Source organism: Agromyces kandeliae (assembly GCF_009674665.1).
In the GTDB taxonomy this organism is placed as follows: Bacteria; Actinomycetota; Actinomycetes; order Actinomycetales; family Microbacteriaceae; genus Agromyces; species Agromyces kandeliae.
This window is the reverse complement of sequence record NZ_WKJD01000021.1, coordinates 209,190-225,462: the sequence shown is the minus strand read 5'-3', so window position 1 is coordinate 225,462 and position 16,273 is coordinate 209,190. Positions and strand designations below refer to the sequence as shown.

Here is a 16,273-nt window from a genome sequence, read left to right as displayed (position 1 = left end):
CCCTTGGACGGTGGAACTGAGGAGAGACGCGCGGCGTGCCGTGAAGCTCGTGCAGAACGTGCTCCGCTCGCGACGTGCGCAGCGGCAGCTGGTCGAGAAGCTCGCCGTGCAGGGGCCCCTCGAGCCGCACCGGTTCCGCGTGGGCGTCTACTTCGCCGACGGCAAGGTCAACCTGTACCAGCTGCGGCAGTGGTACCGGCCGCTGGCCCGGCTCGCCGAGCGGCATCCGGTCCTGATGCTCAGCCGCGCCTCGGGCGCGGCGCTCGCGCTGCTCGACGAGGCACCGGTGCCGGTGGCGTACGTGCGCCGGGTGGCGGACCTCGAGCACGTCATCCACGAGCAGGACCTGCACGTCATCTTCTACGTCAACCAGAACGCCAAGAACTTCCAGATGATGCGCTATGGGCGGCGCTGGCACGTGTTCATCAACCACGGCGAGTCCGACAAGATGTACATGACCACGAACCAGTTCAAGGCCTACGACTACGCGTTCATCGCCGGCGATGCCGCGCGGGCGCGCCTCGAGAAGGTGCTGTGGGACTACGACTTCGACAAGCGGGCCATCCCGATCGGCCGTCCGCAGGCCGATCACTACCTCGACGGCAGTGCGCTGCCGTACCCGGACGACGGCCGCGAGGTGGTGCTCTACGCGCCGACGTGGGAGGGGGATCGCGGGGCGGCCGCGTACGGCTCGATCGCATCGCACGGCGTCGACCTGGTCCGCGCGTTCATCGCGAGCGGCCGGCACCGCGTGATCTATCGGCCGCACCCGCGCTCGGGCGTCGTCGACCACGAGTACGGCGCTGCGAACCAGGAGATCAAGCGCATGCTCGAGCAGGCGAACGCGGCGGACCCGTCCGCGCATCACGTCGTCGACGAGGGGAAGGACCTGGGCTGGCAGCTCGCGGCCGCCGACGTGGCGATCGTCGACATCTCGGCGATGGTCTACGACCGCCTCGCGGCCGGCAAGCCGCTCCTCGTCACGCGTCCGGCGAATCCCGATGCGCAGATCGACACGGGCGGCTACCTCTCCGCGTGCGAGTGGCTGGACCGGGCCGACGGCGCCGCGATGCTCGCCCGGGTCGACGAGGTCGCGCACGACGCCCTGGCGCTCGAGCGGCTCGGCTACTGGGTCGAGCGCTACTTCGGCGACACGACGCCGGGCGTCACGACCCGTCGCTTCCACGACGCGGTCGACCACCTCATGGTCGAGTGGCAGCGGTTCGCGGCGCTGCACGCGACCGACCCGGAGGTCGACGACCACGACGCGGAGGGCGAGGCGGCCGAGCAGTCCGACGAGATCGAGGTCGACTGAGACCGCGCGCGGCCCGATGCGATCCGTCGGCCCGGAACGTATGCTCGGGCCATGGCGCAGCTGATCACCGAGGACGATCTCGACGAGCTGGAGCTCCGCGTCGCGGATGGTCGCGGCCATGTCGCGCGGGCCGACCTGCTCGAGCGGTGGGCGACGGATGACGCGGCATTCGAGCTGGCCGAAGGCGTGCGGCGCGCGCACCTCCTCCTGACCGCGGCGGAGCACTTCGAGATGGCCGGCGAACTGGACCGGGCGCTGACGGCCGCGCGGCGCGCCGCCGAGGCATCCGATGCCGAGCCCCACGAGGCGACCGGACGGCTCGTCGCGATCCAGCTCGCGCTCGGCGAGCGCGACGCGGCGCTGCGCACGGCCGACGAGCTGCGCGGGTCGGGGAGCGGGCAGTGGTGGCGGCACCTCCACGTCGCCGAGGCGTTCGAGCTCGCCGACGAACTCGAGCTCGCCGAGCGCTGGTTCGCGATCACCCTCCGCCTGATCGAGCGCGATCCCGAGCACGACGTCGCCGATCGCCTGATCGCCCTGAGCGGGCGGTTCCGGGTGCGGCGGGACGCGGGCAAGCCCGAGGACGTGCTCGACGCCGAGACGAGCCAACTGCGCGAGCTGCTCGGCTACGAGCCGATCCCGTAGGCCGGAGCCTCAGACCGTCCCGTCCGGGTCGGCGGGCCGGTCCGCGCGGGGCTCGACGGGGTCGTCGGCCTCGCCGTCACCGAGCGGTTCGTTCGTCCCGTCATCACCGCCGGGGGTCAGGTCGTCGGCCGAGGCGTCCGCACGGTCGCCCTTCGACGTCGCCGCGGACAGCCGTCCGAACGGTCGGCTCGCGACGCGTCCCGCGGTCGTCACCGCTCGTGCGAGGCGCCTGCCGGCCGACGTGATGGCGGTCTCGTCGCCGCGCGGCTCCAGTTCGACCGGGAGCACGAACGGCGCGGGACCGAAGGCCAGGCGGGACTGCTGGAGGACCCGGCGCCCGAGCACGTGGTTGCCGATGCCGCCGATCGCGGCACCGATCCCGAACGGGATGGCGCGTCCGATGATCCCGGCGCCGCCCCGGACGGCGAACTGCTTGACGAACACGTGCCGAAGCCGGTCGACGACCGAGCCCATCACGGCGCGCGGGAGCGTGCTCGTGATGATCTCGCCGAAGTACGCGTTCCGCGGCACGCCCTTGCCTGTCGCCTGCGCGGCGAACTGCCGGACCAGGTCGGCGCCCTCGCGGCCCATCATGAGCGTCATCACGAGTGCGCGTGCGCGATCGGGGTTCTCGACGTGCAGGCCGTGCACCTCGGCGACCGACTGGGCGAAGAGGGCAGTCGCCTCGAGGAAGCCCGCGGTCTCGACACCCGAGAGGGCGAGCGTGATGCCGGTCGAGATGCCCGGCACCACGGCGGTCGCGCCGACGGCGGCGCCGCCGGTCGTGACGGCGGTCAGGTACCGGCGCTCGAGCACGCGGACCAGCTCCTCGGGGCTCGCCGTGGGGTGGTTCCGACGGATGGCGCGGAGGTGCGCGAGCACGATCGGTCGCTGGATGGACAGCAGTCGGTCGAATCCCCGCTCGAGGCCGACGGCCCGATCGGCGGGATCGGTCCGCGGCGTGCCGGCCTGACCGGACCCGGGCTCGCCCGTCACGTCGGGTGCTTCGGGCGCCGCCTCCTCGGGCGCACCACGGCCCAGCGTCGTGATCCGGTGCACACGTTCGGACATGGCGACGATCCTAGGCGGCGCGGATGGGAACGTCGCGGGGACCCGCCTTTCCGGGCGGGGGCTTGACGCTGCGTCAGCGCGTGCCGTAGTCGGCGTTGTAGCGGTCGAGCACCTCGTCGATCCCGGCGTCGAGGACGAGCGCACCCTTGTCGAGGTAGAGGCCGCGCGTGCAGAAGCGGCGCAGGTCGCGTTCGTTGTGGGAGACGAAGAAGAGCGTGCGCCCGCCCTCGAGGAGTTCCTCGATGCGGCGATAGCACTTCTCGCGGAACGCCTTGTCGCCCACCGCGAGCACCTCGTCGACGAGCAGGATCGGCTCCTCGAGCTGCGAGATCACCGCGAACGCGATGCGCACCTTCATGCCGCTCGACAGGTGCTTGTACGGCGTGTCGAGGAAGTCGCCGATCTCGGCGAACTCGATGATCTCGTCGAACTTGTCGTCGATCTGGGCACGCGACATGCCGTGCAGGCCGGCCGTCAGGTACACGTTGTCGCGGACGGTCAGGTCGTCGACGAAGCCGCCGGTGATCTCGATGAGCGGTGCCACACCGCCTTCGACGATCACTGCGCCCTCGTCGGGCAGCATGACCCCGGCCACGAGCTTGAGCAGGGTCGACTTGCCCTGCCCGTTCCGCCCCACGACGCCGATCGCCTCGCCCGGGCGCACGTCGATCGACACGTTGCGGAGGGCCCAGAACTCGTCGGGCCGGATCCTGCGGCGTCGGCGGGAGAGGAGGTCCTTGAACGACTTCCTGCCGCGACGGTTGCGCCGGAACCGGACGCCGAGGTCGTTCGCGCGGATGGCAGCCTCTGGCATCAGATCTCCTTCAGCACCTGGCGCTCGGAGCTCCGGAACACCCAGAGGCCGAGCCCGAGGAAGGCGAGCGACATGGCGGCGGCGACGCCGACGGCGAACCAGTCGAGCTCGCCGGGGAAGATCGCGGATCGGTACAGGCCGAAGATCCCGGTGAGGGGGTTGAACGCGGCCCAGAAGTGCAGCGACTCGGGCAGGTTCGTCGTTCCGTAGACGATCGGCGAGGCGTAGAAGAGGAAGCGCAGGACGAGCTTGGTCGCGCGTTCGAGGTCGCGGAAGAAGACCACGAGCGGCGCCACGATGAGTCCGAGCCCGGCGGTGAGCATCGCCTGCAGGATGATGGCGAGCGGGAAGAGGGCGAGCTCCCAGCCGACCCGGATGTCCTCGCCGAACCAGGCGGCGAGCAGCACGAACAGCAGGAGCACCGGCAGCGACAGCAGGAACTCGATGCCCTTCGACAGCACGATCCGGTTGACCCAGATGGTCCGCGGCAGCTTCGTGGATCGGACGAGCTTGGCGTCCTTCAGGAATGCGCGGGTCGAGTCGGAGACCGCGCCGTTGAACCACATCCAGGGCAGCAGCCCGGCGAGCAGGAACACGATGTACGGTTCGGTGCCGACCGGACGCTGGAAGACCTGCGTGAAGACGAACCAGTAGATGCCGGCCATGACGAGCGGGTCGAGCACCGACCAGAGGTAGCCGAGGGCCGACGTCGAGTACCGGACCTTGAGGTCGCGCGTCGTGAGGAGCCACAGCGAATGCCGGTAGCCGTCCCAGGGCGTCCGCGTGAACGGATGCGAGTCGGCGTAGCTCATCACGGTCTCATCGTAGATGGACGGAGGCGACCCTCCGAACCGGTCGGATCAGCGCGTTCGCGGGCTGGGATGCGAGAAGCGGATGCCGCAACCGGCATCCGCTCCTCACGCTGTGGGTGGTTCGCAGGTCACACGAAGTGGTTCGCGCGCTCCAGGTCCTCCGCGAAGTCGATCTCGACCGCGTACAGGTCGGAGACGTCCATGGGCTCGACCAGCAGGCCGTTCTTCTCGATCGCGAGTTCGAGACCGCGCTCGAAGTAGTCCTGGTCGCCGACGCGCTGGAGGTGCGCGAGCAACGTGGCCTTGTCGCGGCCGGAGATGTAGTTGATGCCGACCGCCTCGCCGAGGCCGCCCTTGACGGTCTTGGAGAGCTCCTTGATGTAGCCCTCGGCCGTGGTCGTGTACTTCACCTCTTCGTCGGACACCTTCGCGGTGTTGACGGTCACGAACGACTGGTCGCGTGCGATGAAGGCGAGCGCGCGGTCGAGGATCGCCGGATCGAAGACCACGTCGCCGTTCATCCAGAGCACGCCGCCCGGCTGCGACGCCTGGAGCGCGCGCATGAGCGACTTCGAGGTGTTCGTCTGGTCGTACTCCTCGTTGTAGACGAAGGACGCCTGCGGGAACGCCTCGATGATGTGCTCGAGCTTGTAGCCGACGACGATCGTCACGACGGCGTTGCGGCCGAACGCGTGCTCGATGTTGTCGAACTGCTGGCGCATGATCGTGCGGCCGTCGTTGAGCTCGGTGAGCGGTTTGGGGAGGGAACGCCCGAGCCGGCTCCCCATGCCGGCTGCGAGGATCACGATCTGCGTGGTCATGACATCTCCTTCGTCGATCGGATGCCGCTGCCCTCGATTCGGTTCGAGTTCACCGGGGATTCATCCGCAAGTTCACTTCTGGACACGCCGTTATGCCGAGTCACAGGATACCGGACAGCCGAAGTCCGTGCTGGGGGTTGCGCGCAAGCCGTAGCGCGATCGTGATACGACGCGCAGATCACGCCCAGCTCGGCGGTTCCGACCGCCACGACGTGAATTCGCTGTGAGAGGTCCACGGCTGCGGGCGAGGGGGTTGGTAGGTTGTCGTGGTGACTTCCGTTTCGCGATCAGCTCCTGACGACGAGACTCCCGAAGGCACGGACACGGGGGTGTCTGATCGTCGGGGGGAATCCGTCGCGTCCGAACAGGGGCGTGACGGATCCGCCCGCGCGGGCGGGAAGCCCGCGGGCCGGACGACCGCGGCCAAGTCCGCAGCCGCACGTTCGAGCGCTGCGAAGGCCTCGGCGTCCAAGTCCGCGGCGACCAAGTCGTCGACGAAGTCCACCGCAGCCAAGTCGGCTGCGACGCGTTCGACCGCGGCGAAGCGGGCGTCCGCGGCCCGCGCGACGACCGCAGCCGACGATGCGACGGAGACGACGGCGGCCGAGCCGGCCAAGCCGGCGGCGAAGCGCACCTCGAGCGCGCGGAAGCCCGCCGCATCCTCCGGCGCCGCCAAGCGCCCCGCATCCGCGGCAGCAGCGAAGCGGGCCTCCGCGAAGGCGACCTCCGAAGCGCGGTCCGATCCCGGCGACGATGCGCCGGAGACCTCCGCGTCGGCTCCCAAGCGCGCCGCCGCGGCGCGGGGCGAGTCGGCGAGCAGTTCCGCTGCGCGGGGCAAGTCCGCGAAGTCGGCGCGCGCCGCGTCGGCGGCCGCGGCGCGATCGCGCGCGGCCGAGGCTCGCAAGGCCGCGGCATCCGCCCGGGAGCGCGTGGCCGCCTCGGTCACGACCGACACGACCGAGGCCGAGCCCAGGCCGCGACGCGCGACCGGGCCGATCGACCCCGTGGTCGCCGAGCCCGAAGCCGCGGAGCCCGGCGTCTCGCAGGCGACCGCCGCCGAGCCGATCGCCGACGAGGCGGCTGACGTCGTTCGCGCGGCCGAGGTGACCCGGACCTGGCACCCGGGCGGACCCGACGAGACGCCGGCGACGGCCGACGAGCTCGGCGACGCGGACTCCTCCGTCGAGGTCGACTCCGACGATGCCGGAGACGGCGATGCGGCCCCGGCGGTCGAGGCCGATGCCGCCGCCGCCGTCGAGCGGGACCTGACCGGCGAAGCCATCCTGCTGGTCGGCGACTCCGCAGCCGACCGCTCCGAGGACACCGAGACCGACGAGGCCGACGAGACCGCTGAGGCCGACGAGACCGCGGAGACCGCTGACGCGACGACGGCAGCCGTCGGCGACGACCACGAGGGCGAGCGCGGCGTCGCGGTCATCCCCCTCGGTGGGGTCGCCGCCATCACGACCCCGGCCGCGCGCAAGAAGCGGACGATCCGCGTGGCTCGCGAGGCGCCGGCGCCCGAGGCGCCGGTCGTCCTCTCGATCGAGGGGCTCGTCAAGCGGTTCGGCGACACGACCGCGGTCGACGGGATCAGCCTCGGCATCCGGGCCGGCTCGTTCTACGGCATCGTCGGCCCGAACGGCGCGGGCAAGACCACGACGCTCTCCATGATCACGGGGCTGCTCCGACCCGACGGCGGGTCGGTGCACGTCAACGGCATCGACGTCTGGAAGGAGCCGCGGGCGGCCAAGCGCATCACGGGTGTCCTGCCCGACCGGCTGCGCCTGTTCGACCGGCTCACGGGTGCCGAGATGCTCTACTACGCCGGCTCGCTGCGCGGACTCGACCATCGCACCGTGCTCGATCGCAGCGCCGACCTCGCCGACGCGTTCGGCCTCGAGGACGCCCTCGATCGCCTCGTCGCCGACTACTCGGCGGGCATGACGAAGAAGGTCGCCCTCGCCTGCGCGATGATCCACTCGCCGCGCATGCTCGTGCTCGACGAGCCGTTCGAGTCGGTCGACCCCGTCTCGGCGGCGAACCTCACCGACATCCTCGAGCGCTACGTCGCCGGCGGCGGCACCGTCCTGCTCTCGAGCCACAGCATGGACCTCATCGAGCGGGTCTGCGACTCGGCGGCGATCATCGTGGGCGGGCGGGTCCTGGCGTCCGGCACGCTCGACGAGGTGCGCCGCGGCGACACGCTCGAGGACCGATTCGTCGAGCTCGCGGGCGGACGCAAGGCAGCGGAGGGCATGGAATGGTTGCACAGCTTCTCCGACTGAAGCTGCGGCTGCTCGGGAACATCTTCAAGCGGAGTGCATGGCAGGTCGTCGGCCTCTCCGTCGCGATCGTCTACGGGCTCGGCATCTCCGCGCTGCTCTTCCTGATCCTCGTCGGCCTGCGCTCGGTCCAGGACCTCGCGCTCGTGCGCGACGCGCTCGTGGTCGGCGGTGCGGCGACCGTGGTCGGCTTCCTCGTGGTGCCGCTCGTGTTCGGCGTCGACGACACCATGGACCCGCGGCGCTTCGCGCTGTTCGGCATCCCCGACCGCACGATCGCGCTCGGGCTCGCGCTCTCCGCGATGATCGGCGTGCCCGCGGTCGCGCTCGCGATCGTGCTCACGGGCACCGTCGTGACGTGGTCGCGCGGATTCGGCTCGACCGTGTTCGCGATCCTCGGCGCGCTGCTCGCGTTCGCGACGTGCCTCCTGGCGGCCAGGCTGGCGGCCGGCATCGCCGGGCTCCTCCTCGAGACCCGGCGTGCGCGCGACGTCGGCACCGTGCTCGGCGTGCTGTTCGTGGTCATGATCGCGCCGCTCGCCGTGGCCCTGACCACGGTCGACTGGGCCGCCTCGGGCCGGCGAGCGATCGCCGCGATCGCCGGCGCGCTGTCGTGGACCCCGCTCGGCGCCGCGTTCGCCGCGCCCGGCGAGGCCGCATCCGGTGCCTGGGGACTCGCGCTCGCGAAGCTCCTGATCGCCGGGGCGAGCGTGTGGCTCGGCTGGCTCGCCTGGAAGGCGCTCGTCGCCAGGATGCTCGTGACCCCGGGCCGTGAGGCCAGCGTGCGCAGCTACCACGGCCTCGGCTGGTTCGGGCGCACGACGAGCGGCCCGACCGGCGCGATCGCGGCGCGCAGCACCACGTACTGGTTCCGCGACTCGCGCTACTGGGTGTCGCTGCTGATGGTGCCCATCGCGCCGATCCTCGTCATGCTCCCGCTCGGCATCGCCGGCGTGCCGTCCATGTACCTGGGGCTGATCCCCGTGCCGCTCGTGTGCCTCCTGCTCGGCTGGAGCCTCCACAACGACACCGCGTACGACAACACCGCGATCTGGCTGCACGTCGCCTCGGGCGTGCGCGGCGCGGCCGACCGCTTCGGTCGCCTCGTGCCCGTGCTCGTCGCGGGCATCCTCGTGATCGGACTCGGCAGCGCCGTCACGGTGTTCGTGCTCGACGACTGGCGCCTCCTGCCGTCGCTGCTCGGCGTGAGCACCGCGCTGCTGCTCGCCGGGCTCGGCATCGGGTCCATCACGTCGGCGGCGATGCCCTACCCCGTGGTGAAGCCGGGCGACAGCCCGTTCCAGCAGCCGCAGTCGACCGGCGGCATCACGGCGCTGGTGCAGTCGCTCGCGATGTTCGCCGCACTGCTGTTCGCCGCGCCCGCGATCGGGTTCGCCGCACTCGGCATCTTCGACGACCCGTCCTGGCACCTCGCATCGCTGGCCGCGGGCGCCGGGGTCGGCCTGCTCGTCCTCGTGATCGGCGTCTTCGCCGGTGGCCGCGTCTTCGAGCGTCGCGCTCCGGAGATCGTCGCGGCGGCCGTCCGGGCCTGACGGCGGCGTAGACTTCTCGGCATGATCCGACCCGCGCAGGCGAGCATCGCCGACCCCGACGCGCCCGGTGGCGGCACCTCGGTCCTCGACCGCGAACTCGAGAAGCTGCTCGAAGAGGAGCACATCGAGCCCGGCGACCACGAGCGGTTCTCGCACTACGTCAAGAAGGAGCAGATCCTCGAGTCCGCGATGACCGGCAAGCCGGTCCGCGCGCTGTGCGGCAAGAAGTGGACGCCCGGCCGCGACCCGGAGAAGTTCCCGGTCTGCCCGGCGTGCAAGGAGATCTACGAGCGGATGAAGAAGGGCTGACGCCCACGCCGCGACGTGCCCCTCAGCGGTACGTCGTGGGGATCACCGGCTCGCCGCGGCCGAGGCGGAACGCCTCGATCGGCAGTTCCTGCATGACCTCGGCGCGGTGCGCGCGGGCCGCCTCGACGCCGGCGTGACCCGTGTACGCGGCATCCGCTCGTCCCTCGTGCATGAGCCGCACCATGAGCGGCCGCAGCTGGTCGTCGGCCGCGAACTCGTCCTCGCCGTCGGGGCCGTCGCCGACGAAGACGAGTTCCTCGCGTGCGGTGCGCGTGGAGTCGATGCGGCGGGCCGCGTTCTTGCGCCCGCCGATGCTCGTCTTCTTCGTGGACGCCTTCGCGACGCTCACCCATTCGTCGTCGTCGCCACGGCGCGCGACGAGCTTGTACACCATGCCGGCCGCGGGGAAGCCCGAGCCGGTCACGACCGACGTGCCCACGCCGTAGGCGTCGACGGGGGAGCCCGACAGGGCGGCGAGCGTGAACTCGTCGAGGTCGCTCGTCACGGTGATCCGGGTGTTCACCGCGCCGAGTCCGTCGAGCTGCTCGCGCACGGCGGCGACGACGGTCGGGAGGTCGCCCGAGTCGATGCGGACGGCGCCGAGCCCGGTGCCGGCGACGCGGACGGCGGTCTCGACGCCGGTGTGGATGTCGTACGTGTCGATGAGGAGCGTGGTCCCCGGGCCCATGGCGTCGACCTGTGCGCGGAAGGCGTCCTCCTCGCTGTCGTGCAGCAGCGTGAACGCGTGCGCGGCGGTGCCCATGGTCGGGATGCCCCAGGTGCGACCGGCCTCGAGGTTGCTCGTCGCGTCGAAGCCGGCGATGTAGGCCGCACGTGCGGCGGCGACGGCCGAGGCCTCGTTGGTCCGGCGCGAGCCCATCTCGGCGATCGGCCGGCCGAGCGCGACCGACACCATGCGCGCGGCCGCGCTCGCGACCGAGGAGTCGTAGTTCAACACCGAGAGCACGAGGGTCTCGAGCATGACCGCCTCGGCGAAGGGCGCCTGGATCGTCACGAGCGGCGAGCCCGGGAAGTACGCCTCGCCCTCGCGGTAGCCCCAGACCTCGCCGCGGAACCGGTAGTCGGCGAGCCAGTCGAGCGTCTCGTCGTGCACGACGCGCTGCTCGCGGAGGAACTCCAGTTCCGCGTCCTCGAAGCGGAAGCGCTCGATCAGCTCGAGCAGGCGACCGGTGCCCGCGACGATGCCGTAGCGTCGCCCGTCGGGCAGGCGCCGGGCGAAGGCCTCGAAGAGGCTCTCGCGGTGCGCAGTGCCGTCGCGGAGGGCGGCATCCACCATGGTGAGCTCGTAGCGGTCGGTGAACAGCGCAGCAGACCCGGTCACCCGGCCAGCCTAGTGCGAGGGGGTCAGGATGCCGCGGCGGCGGGGCTCGGCCGGGAGGCGGGGGTCGTCGGGGCGGCGTGCCGACGCGCGCGCGTCCTCGGGCGTGCAGGGGTGCGCGCGCCGAACCCGACCGCGAGCACGTTCGCGGCGGTGACGAGCGCGAGGCCCGCGAGCTGCCACGGCGCGAGCGCCTGCCCGAGGATGACGAGTCCGGCGAGGGCGGCCGAGGCCGGATGCACGCTCTGCAGCACGGCGAACCGCTGGCGCGGCATCCGTCGCAGCACCACGACGTCGATCGAGTAGGGGAGCGCGGAGGAGAGCAGGCCCGCGATCGTGCCGACGCCGAGGACCAGCGCGATCGCGCCGGGTTCGAGTCCGAGCAGCACGACGACGAGGAGCGGCGCGGTGAGCATCGCGGCGACGGCCGTGGCGACCGCCGTCGCCTGCACGCCGGGCAGCGACCGGCCGGCGCGCTGGCTGAGCAGGATGTACGCGGCCCAGGCGGCGCCCGCCGTGAGGGCGAACCCGACGCCGAGCAGGTCGATCCCCGGCACGGTGCCGGTGAGGAGGACGACCCCCGCGGCGGCGAGGAGCGCCGCGACGAGGTCGATGCGGCGGCGCGAACCGAGGAGGGCGAGGGAGAGCGGCCCGAGGAACTCGATCGTGACCGCCGGACCGAGGCCGATGCGCTCGATCGCGGCGTAGAGCGCGAGGCTCATGGCGACGAGCACGCCGCCGAGGAGCACCGCGGGTCGCAGCGTCCGCCAGGTGAGGTCGCGTCGGCGCGGGCGGGCGACGGCGAGCAGCGCGACGGCGGCGACGAGCTGGCGGAGGGCGACCACGCCGGCCGGGCCGACGAGGGGGAAGATCGTGGCGCCGATCGCCGCGCCGACCTGCACCGAGGTCGCGCCGCCGAGGACCGCGACCCCGCCGCCGATCCCGTCTCCGTCCATCCGTGCCATGCGATTCACGCTACGTCGGCATTGACGCGCAGAGAAATGCAATGCACGCTGATTGATACGCTGAGCGCATGGAACTGGAGCTGCGGCATCTGCGCGTCCTCGTCGCCGTCGACGACGAGCGCTCCTTCACGGCCGCGGCCGACCGCCTCGGGATGTCGCAGGCCGCCGTGTCCCGGTCGCTCGCCGCGCTCGAGCGCACGGTCGGGGCGACCCTGATGCACCGGACGACCCGGCGCGTCGAACCGACCGAACCCGGCGCCGCGCTCGTCGGCACGGCGCGCCGCGTCCTCGCCGAACTCGATCGGGCGGTGGCGTCCCTGCGGGGCGAGCGCGCCGTGATCCGGATCGGGTACGCCTGGGCGGCGCTCGGCGCGCACACCACCTCGGTGCTCCGGTCCTGGAATCGCGCGCATCCCGACAGCCCGATCCGCCTCGTGCGCATCAACTCGCGCGACGCCGGACTCCTCGACGGGCACGTCGACCTCGCCGTCGTGCGCCACCCGGTGCTGCCGCCCGAGCTCGAATCCGAGGTCGTCGGCCGCGAGCGGCGGGTCGCCGCACTGCCCGTCGACCATCCGCTGGCCGACCGCGACGCCGTCTCCCTCGCCGACCTCACGCCATGGGAGGTCGCGGTCGACCGTCGCGCCGGCACGACGACGGCCGAGCTCTGGGAGTCGCGGGGGATCGCGCCGCCGCCGCTCACGTGGAGCGGCGACGTCGAGGAGTGGCTCGACCTCATCGCCGCGGGCGACGCGATCGGCGTCACCTCCGAGGCGACCGCGCACCACCTCCCGCGGCCGGGGGTCGTGTTCGTGCCGATCGACGACGCCCCGCCGATGGAGGTCCGCATCGCCTGGCACCGGAGCCACCGGCATCCGTCGACGGGGCGCGTCGCGCGCGCCGTGCGAGCGGCGTACACGGCTGCGGCACCCGGGGAGTCCGTCGCCGCGGCCGGCCCCGGCCCCGGCTGATCTAGGCTGGTGGCTCGTGAGTGATGCACCGATCGGGATCTTCGACTCGGGGGTCGGCGGCCTCACCGTCGCCCGCGCGGTGCGCGACCAGCTCCCCAACGAGGCGATCCTCTACGTGGGCGACCTCGAGCATTCGCCCTACGGGCCGAAGCCGATCGCCGACGTGCGCCGCTACGCGCTCGCCGTGCTCGACGACCTCGTCGCGCAGGGCGTGAAGATGCTCGTGATCGCGTGCAACACCGCGTCGTCGGCGATGCTGCGCGATGCGCGCGAGCGCTACGACGTGCCGGTCGTCGAGGTCATCCAGCCCGCGGTGCGGCGTGCCGTCGCAACGACCCGGACGGGTCGCGTCGGCGTGATCGGCACGGCCGGCACGGTGCAGTCCCGTGCGTACGACGACGCGTTCGCGGCCGCGCCGCACCTCGAGCTGTCGTCGGCCGCGTGCCCGCGCTTCGTCGAGTTCGTCGAGTCCGGCCTCACCACGGGCCCTGAGGTGCTCGCGGTCGCCGAGGAGTACCTCGCGCCGCTCCGCGCCGCCGGCGTCGACACGCTCGTGCTCGGCTGCACCCACTATCCCTTCCTGAAGGGCGCGATCTCGTACGTCATGGGGGAGGGCGTGAGCCTCGTCTCGAGCGACGTCGAGACCGCGAACGACGTCTACCGCGTGCTCGTCTCCCAGGGCCTCGAGCGCCGATCGCCCGAACCGCCCGTGCACCGCTTCGAGGCGACCGGCGACTCGAGCTCGGCGTTCCTCGACCTCGCGCACCGCCTCATCGGCCCCGAGATCTCGCAGGTCGAGCTCGTGCAGACGGGCGTGCTCACGCTCCCCGTCGCCGCGGCGTCGGCCGCGCCCGCCGCCTCATCCGGAACCGCCGCGCCCGCGGCATCCGTCACCGACAGGAGAACCCAGTGACCGAGACCCCCGACCTCGTGCGCGCCGACGGCCGCACCCCCGACGCGCTGCGAGACGTCGTCATCGAGCGCGGCTGGAGCGCGCACGCCGAGGGCAGCGCGCTCATCTCGTTCGGGAACACGAAGGTGCTCTGCACCGCGAGCTTCACCAACGGCGTGCCGCGCTGGATGACCGGCAAGGGCAAGGGCTGGGTCACCGCCGAGTACGCGATGCTGCCGCGCTCCACGAACACCCGCAACGACCGCGAGTCGGTCAAGGGCCGCATCGGCGGCCGCACCCACGAGATCAGCCGGCTCATCGGCCGGAGCCTGCGCGCCGTGGTCGACATGAAGTCGCTCGGCGAGAACACCATCCAGATCGACTGCGACGTGCTCCAGGCCGACGGCGGCACGCGCACCGCGGCCATCACGGGCGCGTACGTCGCGCTCGCCGACGCGATCGAGTGGGCGCGCGGGAAGAAGTTCATCGCGCAGAAGGCGACGCCGCTCATCGACACCGTCTCGGCGGTCTCGGTCGGCATCATCGACGGCACCCCGATGCTCGACCTCGCGTACGTCGAGGACGTGCGGGCCGAGACCGACATGAACGTGGTAGCGACCGGCCGCGGGCTGTTCGTCGAGGTGCAGGGCACCGCCGAGGGTGCGCCGTTCGACCGGCGCGAGCTCGACCAACTGCTCGACCTCGCGCTCGCCGGCACGACCGAGCTCACCGCGATCCAGCGGGCGGCGCTCGAGGCGCAGCTCGGCGGCGCGACCGCGGGCGCCGCGGGCTGATCGAGGGCCGACGGATGCCGCAGCCGCTCGAGGTCGTCCTCGCCACCCACAACGCCCACAAGGTCGCCGAGTTCCAGCAGATCCTGGGGGCCGAGTTCCCGGGCATCACGGTGCTGCCGTACGACGGGCCCGAGCCCGTCGAGGACGGCACGTCGTTCGACGAGAACGCCTTCATCAAGGCGCGCGCCGCGGCATCCCACACCGGGCGCATCGCGCTCGCCGACGATTCGGGCATCGCGGTCGACGTCATGGGCGGTGCTCCGGGCATCTTCTCGGCGCGCTGGGCGGGGCCCGGGCGCGGCGCCGAGGCGAACCTCGAGTTGCTGCTCGCGCAGCTCGGCGACATCCGCGACCCGCATCGCACCGCGCACTTCCACTGCACGATCGCCCTGGTGGTGCCGGATGCCTCGGGCGGCGAGCCGCACGAGTTCGCCGCCGTCGGCGCGTGGCCCGGGCGCATCGCGACCGAGCGGGCGGGCGTCAACGGCTTCGGGTACGACCCGATCTTCCTGCCCGACGGCTTCGAGGTCTCGGCCGCGGAGCTCGCGCCCGAGGTGAAGAACGCGCACAGCCACCGGGCGCGGGCGTTCCGGGCGCTGCTGCCGGAGCTGGAGCGCGTGACCCGGTTCGGCTGATCGCGCGCCGGACGGTCACCCGCGAGAACGGGACTCATTCCCATCACCGGCGGGCCGGGCCATCCGTGCCTACGCTGGAGGGGATGGGACACTCGCACGACCACTCCGCCGACGCGCACGCCGCCGGCCGCCGACGCCTCGGGATCGCGATCGCGATCATCGCGTCGTTCGTCGTCGTGCAGGTCGTCGGTGGATTCCTGACGGGCTCGCTCGCGCTGCTCGCGGACGCCGGCCACATGACGAGCGACCTGCTCGGCCTCGTCGTCGCGCTCGGTGCGGCGATCGTCGCGGCCAGGCCCGCGAACGACCGCCAGACGTACGGGTTCCGTCGGTTCGAGGTGTTCGGGGCCCTGTTCAACGGCGTGCTGCTCGTCGTCGTCGCAGTCGCGGTGACGGCGAGCGCGATCGGCCGGCTCGCGTCGGGCGCGTCGGGCGAGGCACATGAGGTCGCCGGCGGTCCCATGCTCGTGATCGCGATCGTCGGCCTGCTGGCCAACGTCGCCGCGCTGCTGGTGCTCCGCGGCGGCGCGTCGCAGTCGATCAACCTCCGCGGGGCGTACCTCGAGGTGCTCGGCGACACCATCGGCTCGGTGCTCGTGATCGCCGCGGCGATCGTGATCCTCGTCACCGGCTGGGACGCGGCCGACCCGATCGCGTCGCTGCTCATCGCCGGGCTCATCGTGCCGCGGGCGCTCGTGCTGCTGCGCGACGTGATGCGCGTGCTCAGCCAGTCGGTGCCGGCCGAGACGGATGTCGCGGAGATCCGCGACCACATCCTCGAGACCGCCGGCGTGGTCGCCGTCCACGACGTGCACGTGTGGGCGATCACGACGGGCGCGCACGTGTTCAGCGCGCACGTCGAGGTCGAGCCCGCGGTGTTCGCGGAGGGGCGGGTCGGTGCCCTGCTCGACGAGCTGGGCGGATGCCTCGACGAGCACTTCGACGTCGAGCACTCGACCTTCCAGCTCGAGCCGTCGGGTCGCGGGCGTCGCGAGTCGGCGACGCACGCCTGAGCCTCGCGGGGCGCGATGCTTGACGCGCGTCGCCTCCAG

At 72.2% G+C, this 16,273-nt stretch carries 17 protein-coding genes; 10 read left to right on the top strand and 7 right to left on the bottom strand.

Annotation, left to right across the window (positions count from 1 at the left end; all coding sequences use genetic code 11):
- Nucleotides 1-10: 10 nt before the first annotated feature.
- Both GJR97_RS16805 and GJR97_RS16800 read left to right on the top strand, forming a co-directional pair.
- Nucleotides 11-1,315 carry a CDP-glycerol glycerophosphotransferase family protein gene (locus GJR97_RS16805; RefSeq protein WP_324613629.1) on the top strand — a complete coding sequence of 435 codons (1,305 nt, stop codon included), beginning with the start codon at nucleotides 11-13 and terminating at the stop codon, nucleotides 1,313-1,315.
- A gap of 51 nt (nucleotides 1,316-1,366) precedes the next feature.
- Nucleotides 1,367-1,960 (top strand): hypothetical protein, encoded by a 594-nt coding sequence (locus GJR97_RS16800; RefSeq protein WP_154347907.1) that lies wholly within the window; start codon nucleotides 1,367-1,369, stop codon nucleotides 1,958-1,960.
- A 9-nt stretch (nucleotides 1,961-1,969) separates the two neighbouring features.
- Here GJR97_RS16800 and GJR97_RS16795 read toward each other — a convergent pair whose 3' ends face one another.
- From GJR97_RS16795 to GJR97_RS16775, 5 genes are all read right to left on the bottom strand, one after another.
- Complete coding sequence (locus GJR97_RS16795) at nucleotides 1,970-3,031, bottom strand: hypothetical protein (RefSeq protein ID WP_154347906.1); 1,062 nt, start codon at nucleotides 3,029-3,031, stop codon at nucleotides 1,970-1,972.
- Between the two features lie 73 nt (nucleotides 3,032-3,104).
- Complete coding sequence (locus GJR97_RS16790) at nucleotides 3,105-3,845, bottom strand: ABC transporter ATP-binding protein (protein WP_154347905.1); 741 nt, start codon at nucleotides 3,843-3,845, stop codon at nucleotides 3,105-3,107.
- Complete coding sequence (locus GJR97_RS16785) at nucleotides 3,845-4,657, bottom strand: ABC transporter permease (protein ID WP_154348085.1); 813 nt, start codon at nucleotides 4,655-4,657, stop codon at nucleotides 3,845-3,847. Before GJR97_RS16785 ends, GJR97_RS16790 begins: the two co-directional genes overlap by 1 nt.
- A 128-nt stretch (nucleotides 4,658-4,785) precedes the next feature.
- Nucleotides 4,786-5,478, bottom strand: a complete 693-nt coding sequence (locus GJR97_RS16780) for a phosphocholine cytidylyltransferase family protein (RefSeq protein ID WP_154347904.1) — start codon at nucleotides 5,476-5,478, stop codon at nucleotides 4,786-4,788.
- Nucleotides 5,479-5,656: 178 nt separating this feature from the next.
- Nucleotides 5,657-6,433 (bottom strand): hypothetical protein, encoded by a 777-nt coding sequence (locus GJR97_RS16775; protein WP_154347903.1) that lies wholly within the window; start codon nucleotides 6,431-6,433, stop codon nucleotides 5,657-5,659.
- On the opposite strand from GJR97_RS16775, the gene GJR97_RS16770 reads away from it, so the two are divergent.
- From GJR97_RS16770 to GJR97_RS16760, 3 genes are read left to right on the top strand one after another with little or no spacing between them, the layout of a single operon-like run.
- Nucleotides 6,408-7,766, top strand: a complete 1,359-nt coding sequence (locus tag GJR97_RS16770; protein WP_324613628.1) for an ABC transporter ATP-binding protein — start codon at nucleotides 6,408-6,410, stop codon at nucleotides 7,764-7,766. The genes GJR97_RS16775 and GJR97_RS16770 overlap by 26 nt on opposite strands.
- The gene (locus GJR97_RS16765; protein ID WP_154347902.1) at nucleotides 7,742-9,316 is read left to right on the top strand and encodes a hypothetical protein; all 1,575 of its coding nucleotides are present in this window, start codon (nucleotides 7,742-7,744) and stop codon (nucleotides 9,314-9,316) included. Before GJR97_RS16770 ends, GJR97_RS16765 begins: the two co-directional genes overlap by 25 nt.
- A 21-nt stretch (nucleotides 9,317-9,337) precedes the next feature.
- The gene (locus GJR97_RS16760; RefSeq protein WP_129235326.1) at nucleotides 9,338-9,625 is read left to right on the top strand and encodes a DUF3039 domain-containing protein; all 288 of its coding nucleotides are present in this window, start codon (nucleotides 9,338-9,340) and stop codon (nucleotides 9,623-9,625) included.
- Between the two features lie 22 nt (nucleotides 9,626-9,647).
- Here GJR97_RS16760 and GJR97_RS16755 read toward each other — a convergent pair whose 3' ends face one another.
- Nucleotides 9,648-10,967 carry a nicotinate phosphoribosyltransferase gene (locus GJR97_RS16755; RefSeq protein ID WP_324613627.1) on the bottom strand — a complete coding sequence of 440 codons (1,320 nt, stop codon included), beginning with the start codon at nucleotides 10,965-10,967 and terminating at the stop codon, nucleotides 9,648-9,650.
- Between the two features lie 23 nt (nucleotides 10,968-10,990).
- Complete coding sequence (locus GJR97_RS16750) at nucleotides 10,991-11,929, bottom strand: EamA family transporter (protein ID WP_154347901.1); 939 nt, start codon at nucleotides 11,927-11,929, stop codon at nucleotides 10,991-10,993.
- A 68-nt stretch (nucleotides 11,930-11,997) separates the two neighbouring features.
- Between GJR97_RS16750 and GJR97_RS16745 the strand changes: the two genes are divergently transcribed.
- The 5 genes from GJR97_RS16745 (at nucleotide 11,998) to GJR97_RS16725 (ending at nucleotide 16,234) form a co-directional block, all read left to right on the top strand.
- Nucleotides 11,998-12,900, top strand: a complete 903-nt coding sequence (locus tag GJR97_RS16745; protein ID WP_154347900.1) for a LysR family transcriptional regulator — start codon at nucleotides 11,998-12,000, stop codon at nucleotides 12,898-12,900.
- 16 nt (nucleotides 12,901-12,916) lie between these two features.
- On the top strand, nucleotides 12,917-13,813 hold the full coding sequence (murI, locus tag GJR97_RS16740) for a glutamate racemase (protein ID WP_407643609.1): 897 nt from the start codon (nucleotides 12,917-12,919) through the stop codon (nucleotides 13,811-13,813).
- Nucleotides 13,810-14,586 carry a ribonuclease PH gene (gene rph / locus GJR97_RS16735; RefSeq protein ID WP_324613626.1) on the top strand — a complete coding sequence of 259 codons (777 nt, stop codon included), beginning with the start codon at nucleotides 13,810-13,812 and terminating at the stop codon, nucleotides 14,584-14,586. Before murI ends, rph begins: the two co-directional genes overlap by 4 nt.
- A 14-nt stretch (nucleotides 14,587-14,600) precedes the next feature.
- Nucleotides 14,601-15,221 carry an RdgB/HAM1 family non-canonical purine NTP pyrophosphatase gene (gene rdgB, locus GJR97_RS16730; RefSeq protein WP_154347898.1) on the top strand — a complete coding sequence of 207 codons (621 nt, stop codon included), beginning with the start codon at nucleotides 14,601-14,603 and terminating at the stop codon, nucleotides 15,219-15,221.
- An 83-nt stretch (nucleotides 15,222-15,304) separates the two neighbouring features.
- On the top strand, nucleotides 15,305-16,234 hold the full coding sequence (locus GJR97_RS16725; RefSeq protein WP_154347897.1) for a cation diffusion facilitator family transporter: 930 nt from the start codon (nucleotides 15,305-15,307) through the stop codon (nucleotides 16,232-16,234).
- Nucleotides 16,235-16,273: the final 39 nt, after the last annotated feature.

Coding starts and splice junctions, on each gene's coding strand:
- GJR97_RS16800 (WP_154347907.1), top strand. CDS start 1,367: ATGGCGCAGCTGATCACCGAGGACGATCTCGACGAGCTGGAGCTCCGC.
- GJR97_RS16795 (WP_154347906.1), bottom strand. CDS start 3,031: ATGTCCGAACGTGTGCACCGGATCACGACGCTGGGCCGTGGTGCGCCC.
- GJR97_RS16790 (WP_154347905.1), bottom strand. CDS start 3,845: ATGCCAGAGGCTGCCATCCGCGCGAACGACCTCGGCGTCCGGTTCCGG.
- GJR97_RS16785 (WP_154348085.1), bottom strand. CDS start 4,657: ATGAGCTACGCCGACTCGCATCCGTTCACGCGGACGCCCTGGGACGGC.
- GJR97_RS16780 (WP_154347904.1), bottom strand. CDS start 5,478: ATGACCACGCAGATCGTGATCCTCGCAGCCGGCATGGGGAGCCGGCTC.
- GJR97_RS16765 (WP_154347902.1), top strand. CDS start 7,742: ATGGTTGCACAGCTTCTCCGACTGAAGCTGCGGCTGCTCGGGAACATC.
- GJR97_RS16760 (WP_129235326.1), top strand. CDS start 9,338: ATGATCCGACCCGCGCAGGCGAGCATCGCCGACCCCGACGCGCCCGGT.
- GJR97_RS16750 (WP_154347901.1), bottom strand. CDS start 11,929: ATGGCACGGATGGACGGAGACGGGATCGGCGGCGGGGTCGCGGTCCTC.
- GJR97_RS16745 (WP_154347900.1), top strand. CDS start 11,998: ATGGAACTGGAGCTGCGGCATCTGCGCGTCCTCGTCGCCGTCGACGAC.
- rdgB (WP_154347898.1), top strand. CDS start 14,601: ATGCCGCAGCCGCTCGAGGTCGTCCTCGCCACCCACAACGCCCACAAG.
- GJR97_RS16725 (WP_154347897.1), top strand. CDS start 15,305: ATGGGACACTCGCACGACCACTCCGCCGACGCGCACGCCGCCGGCCGC.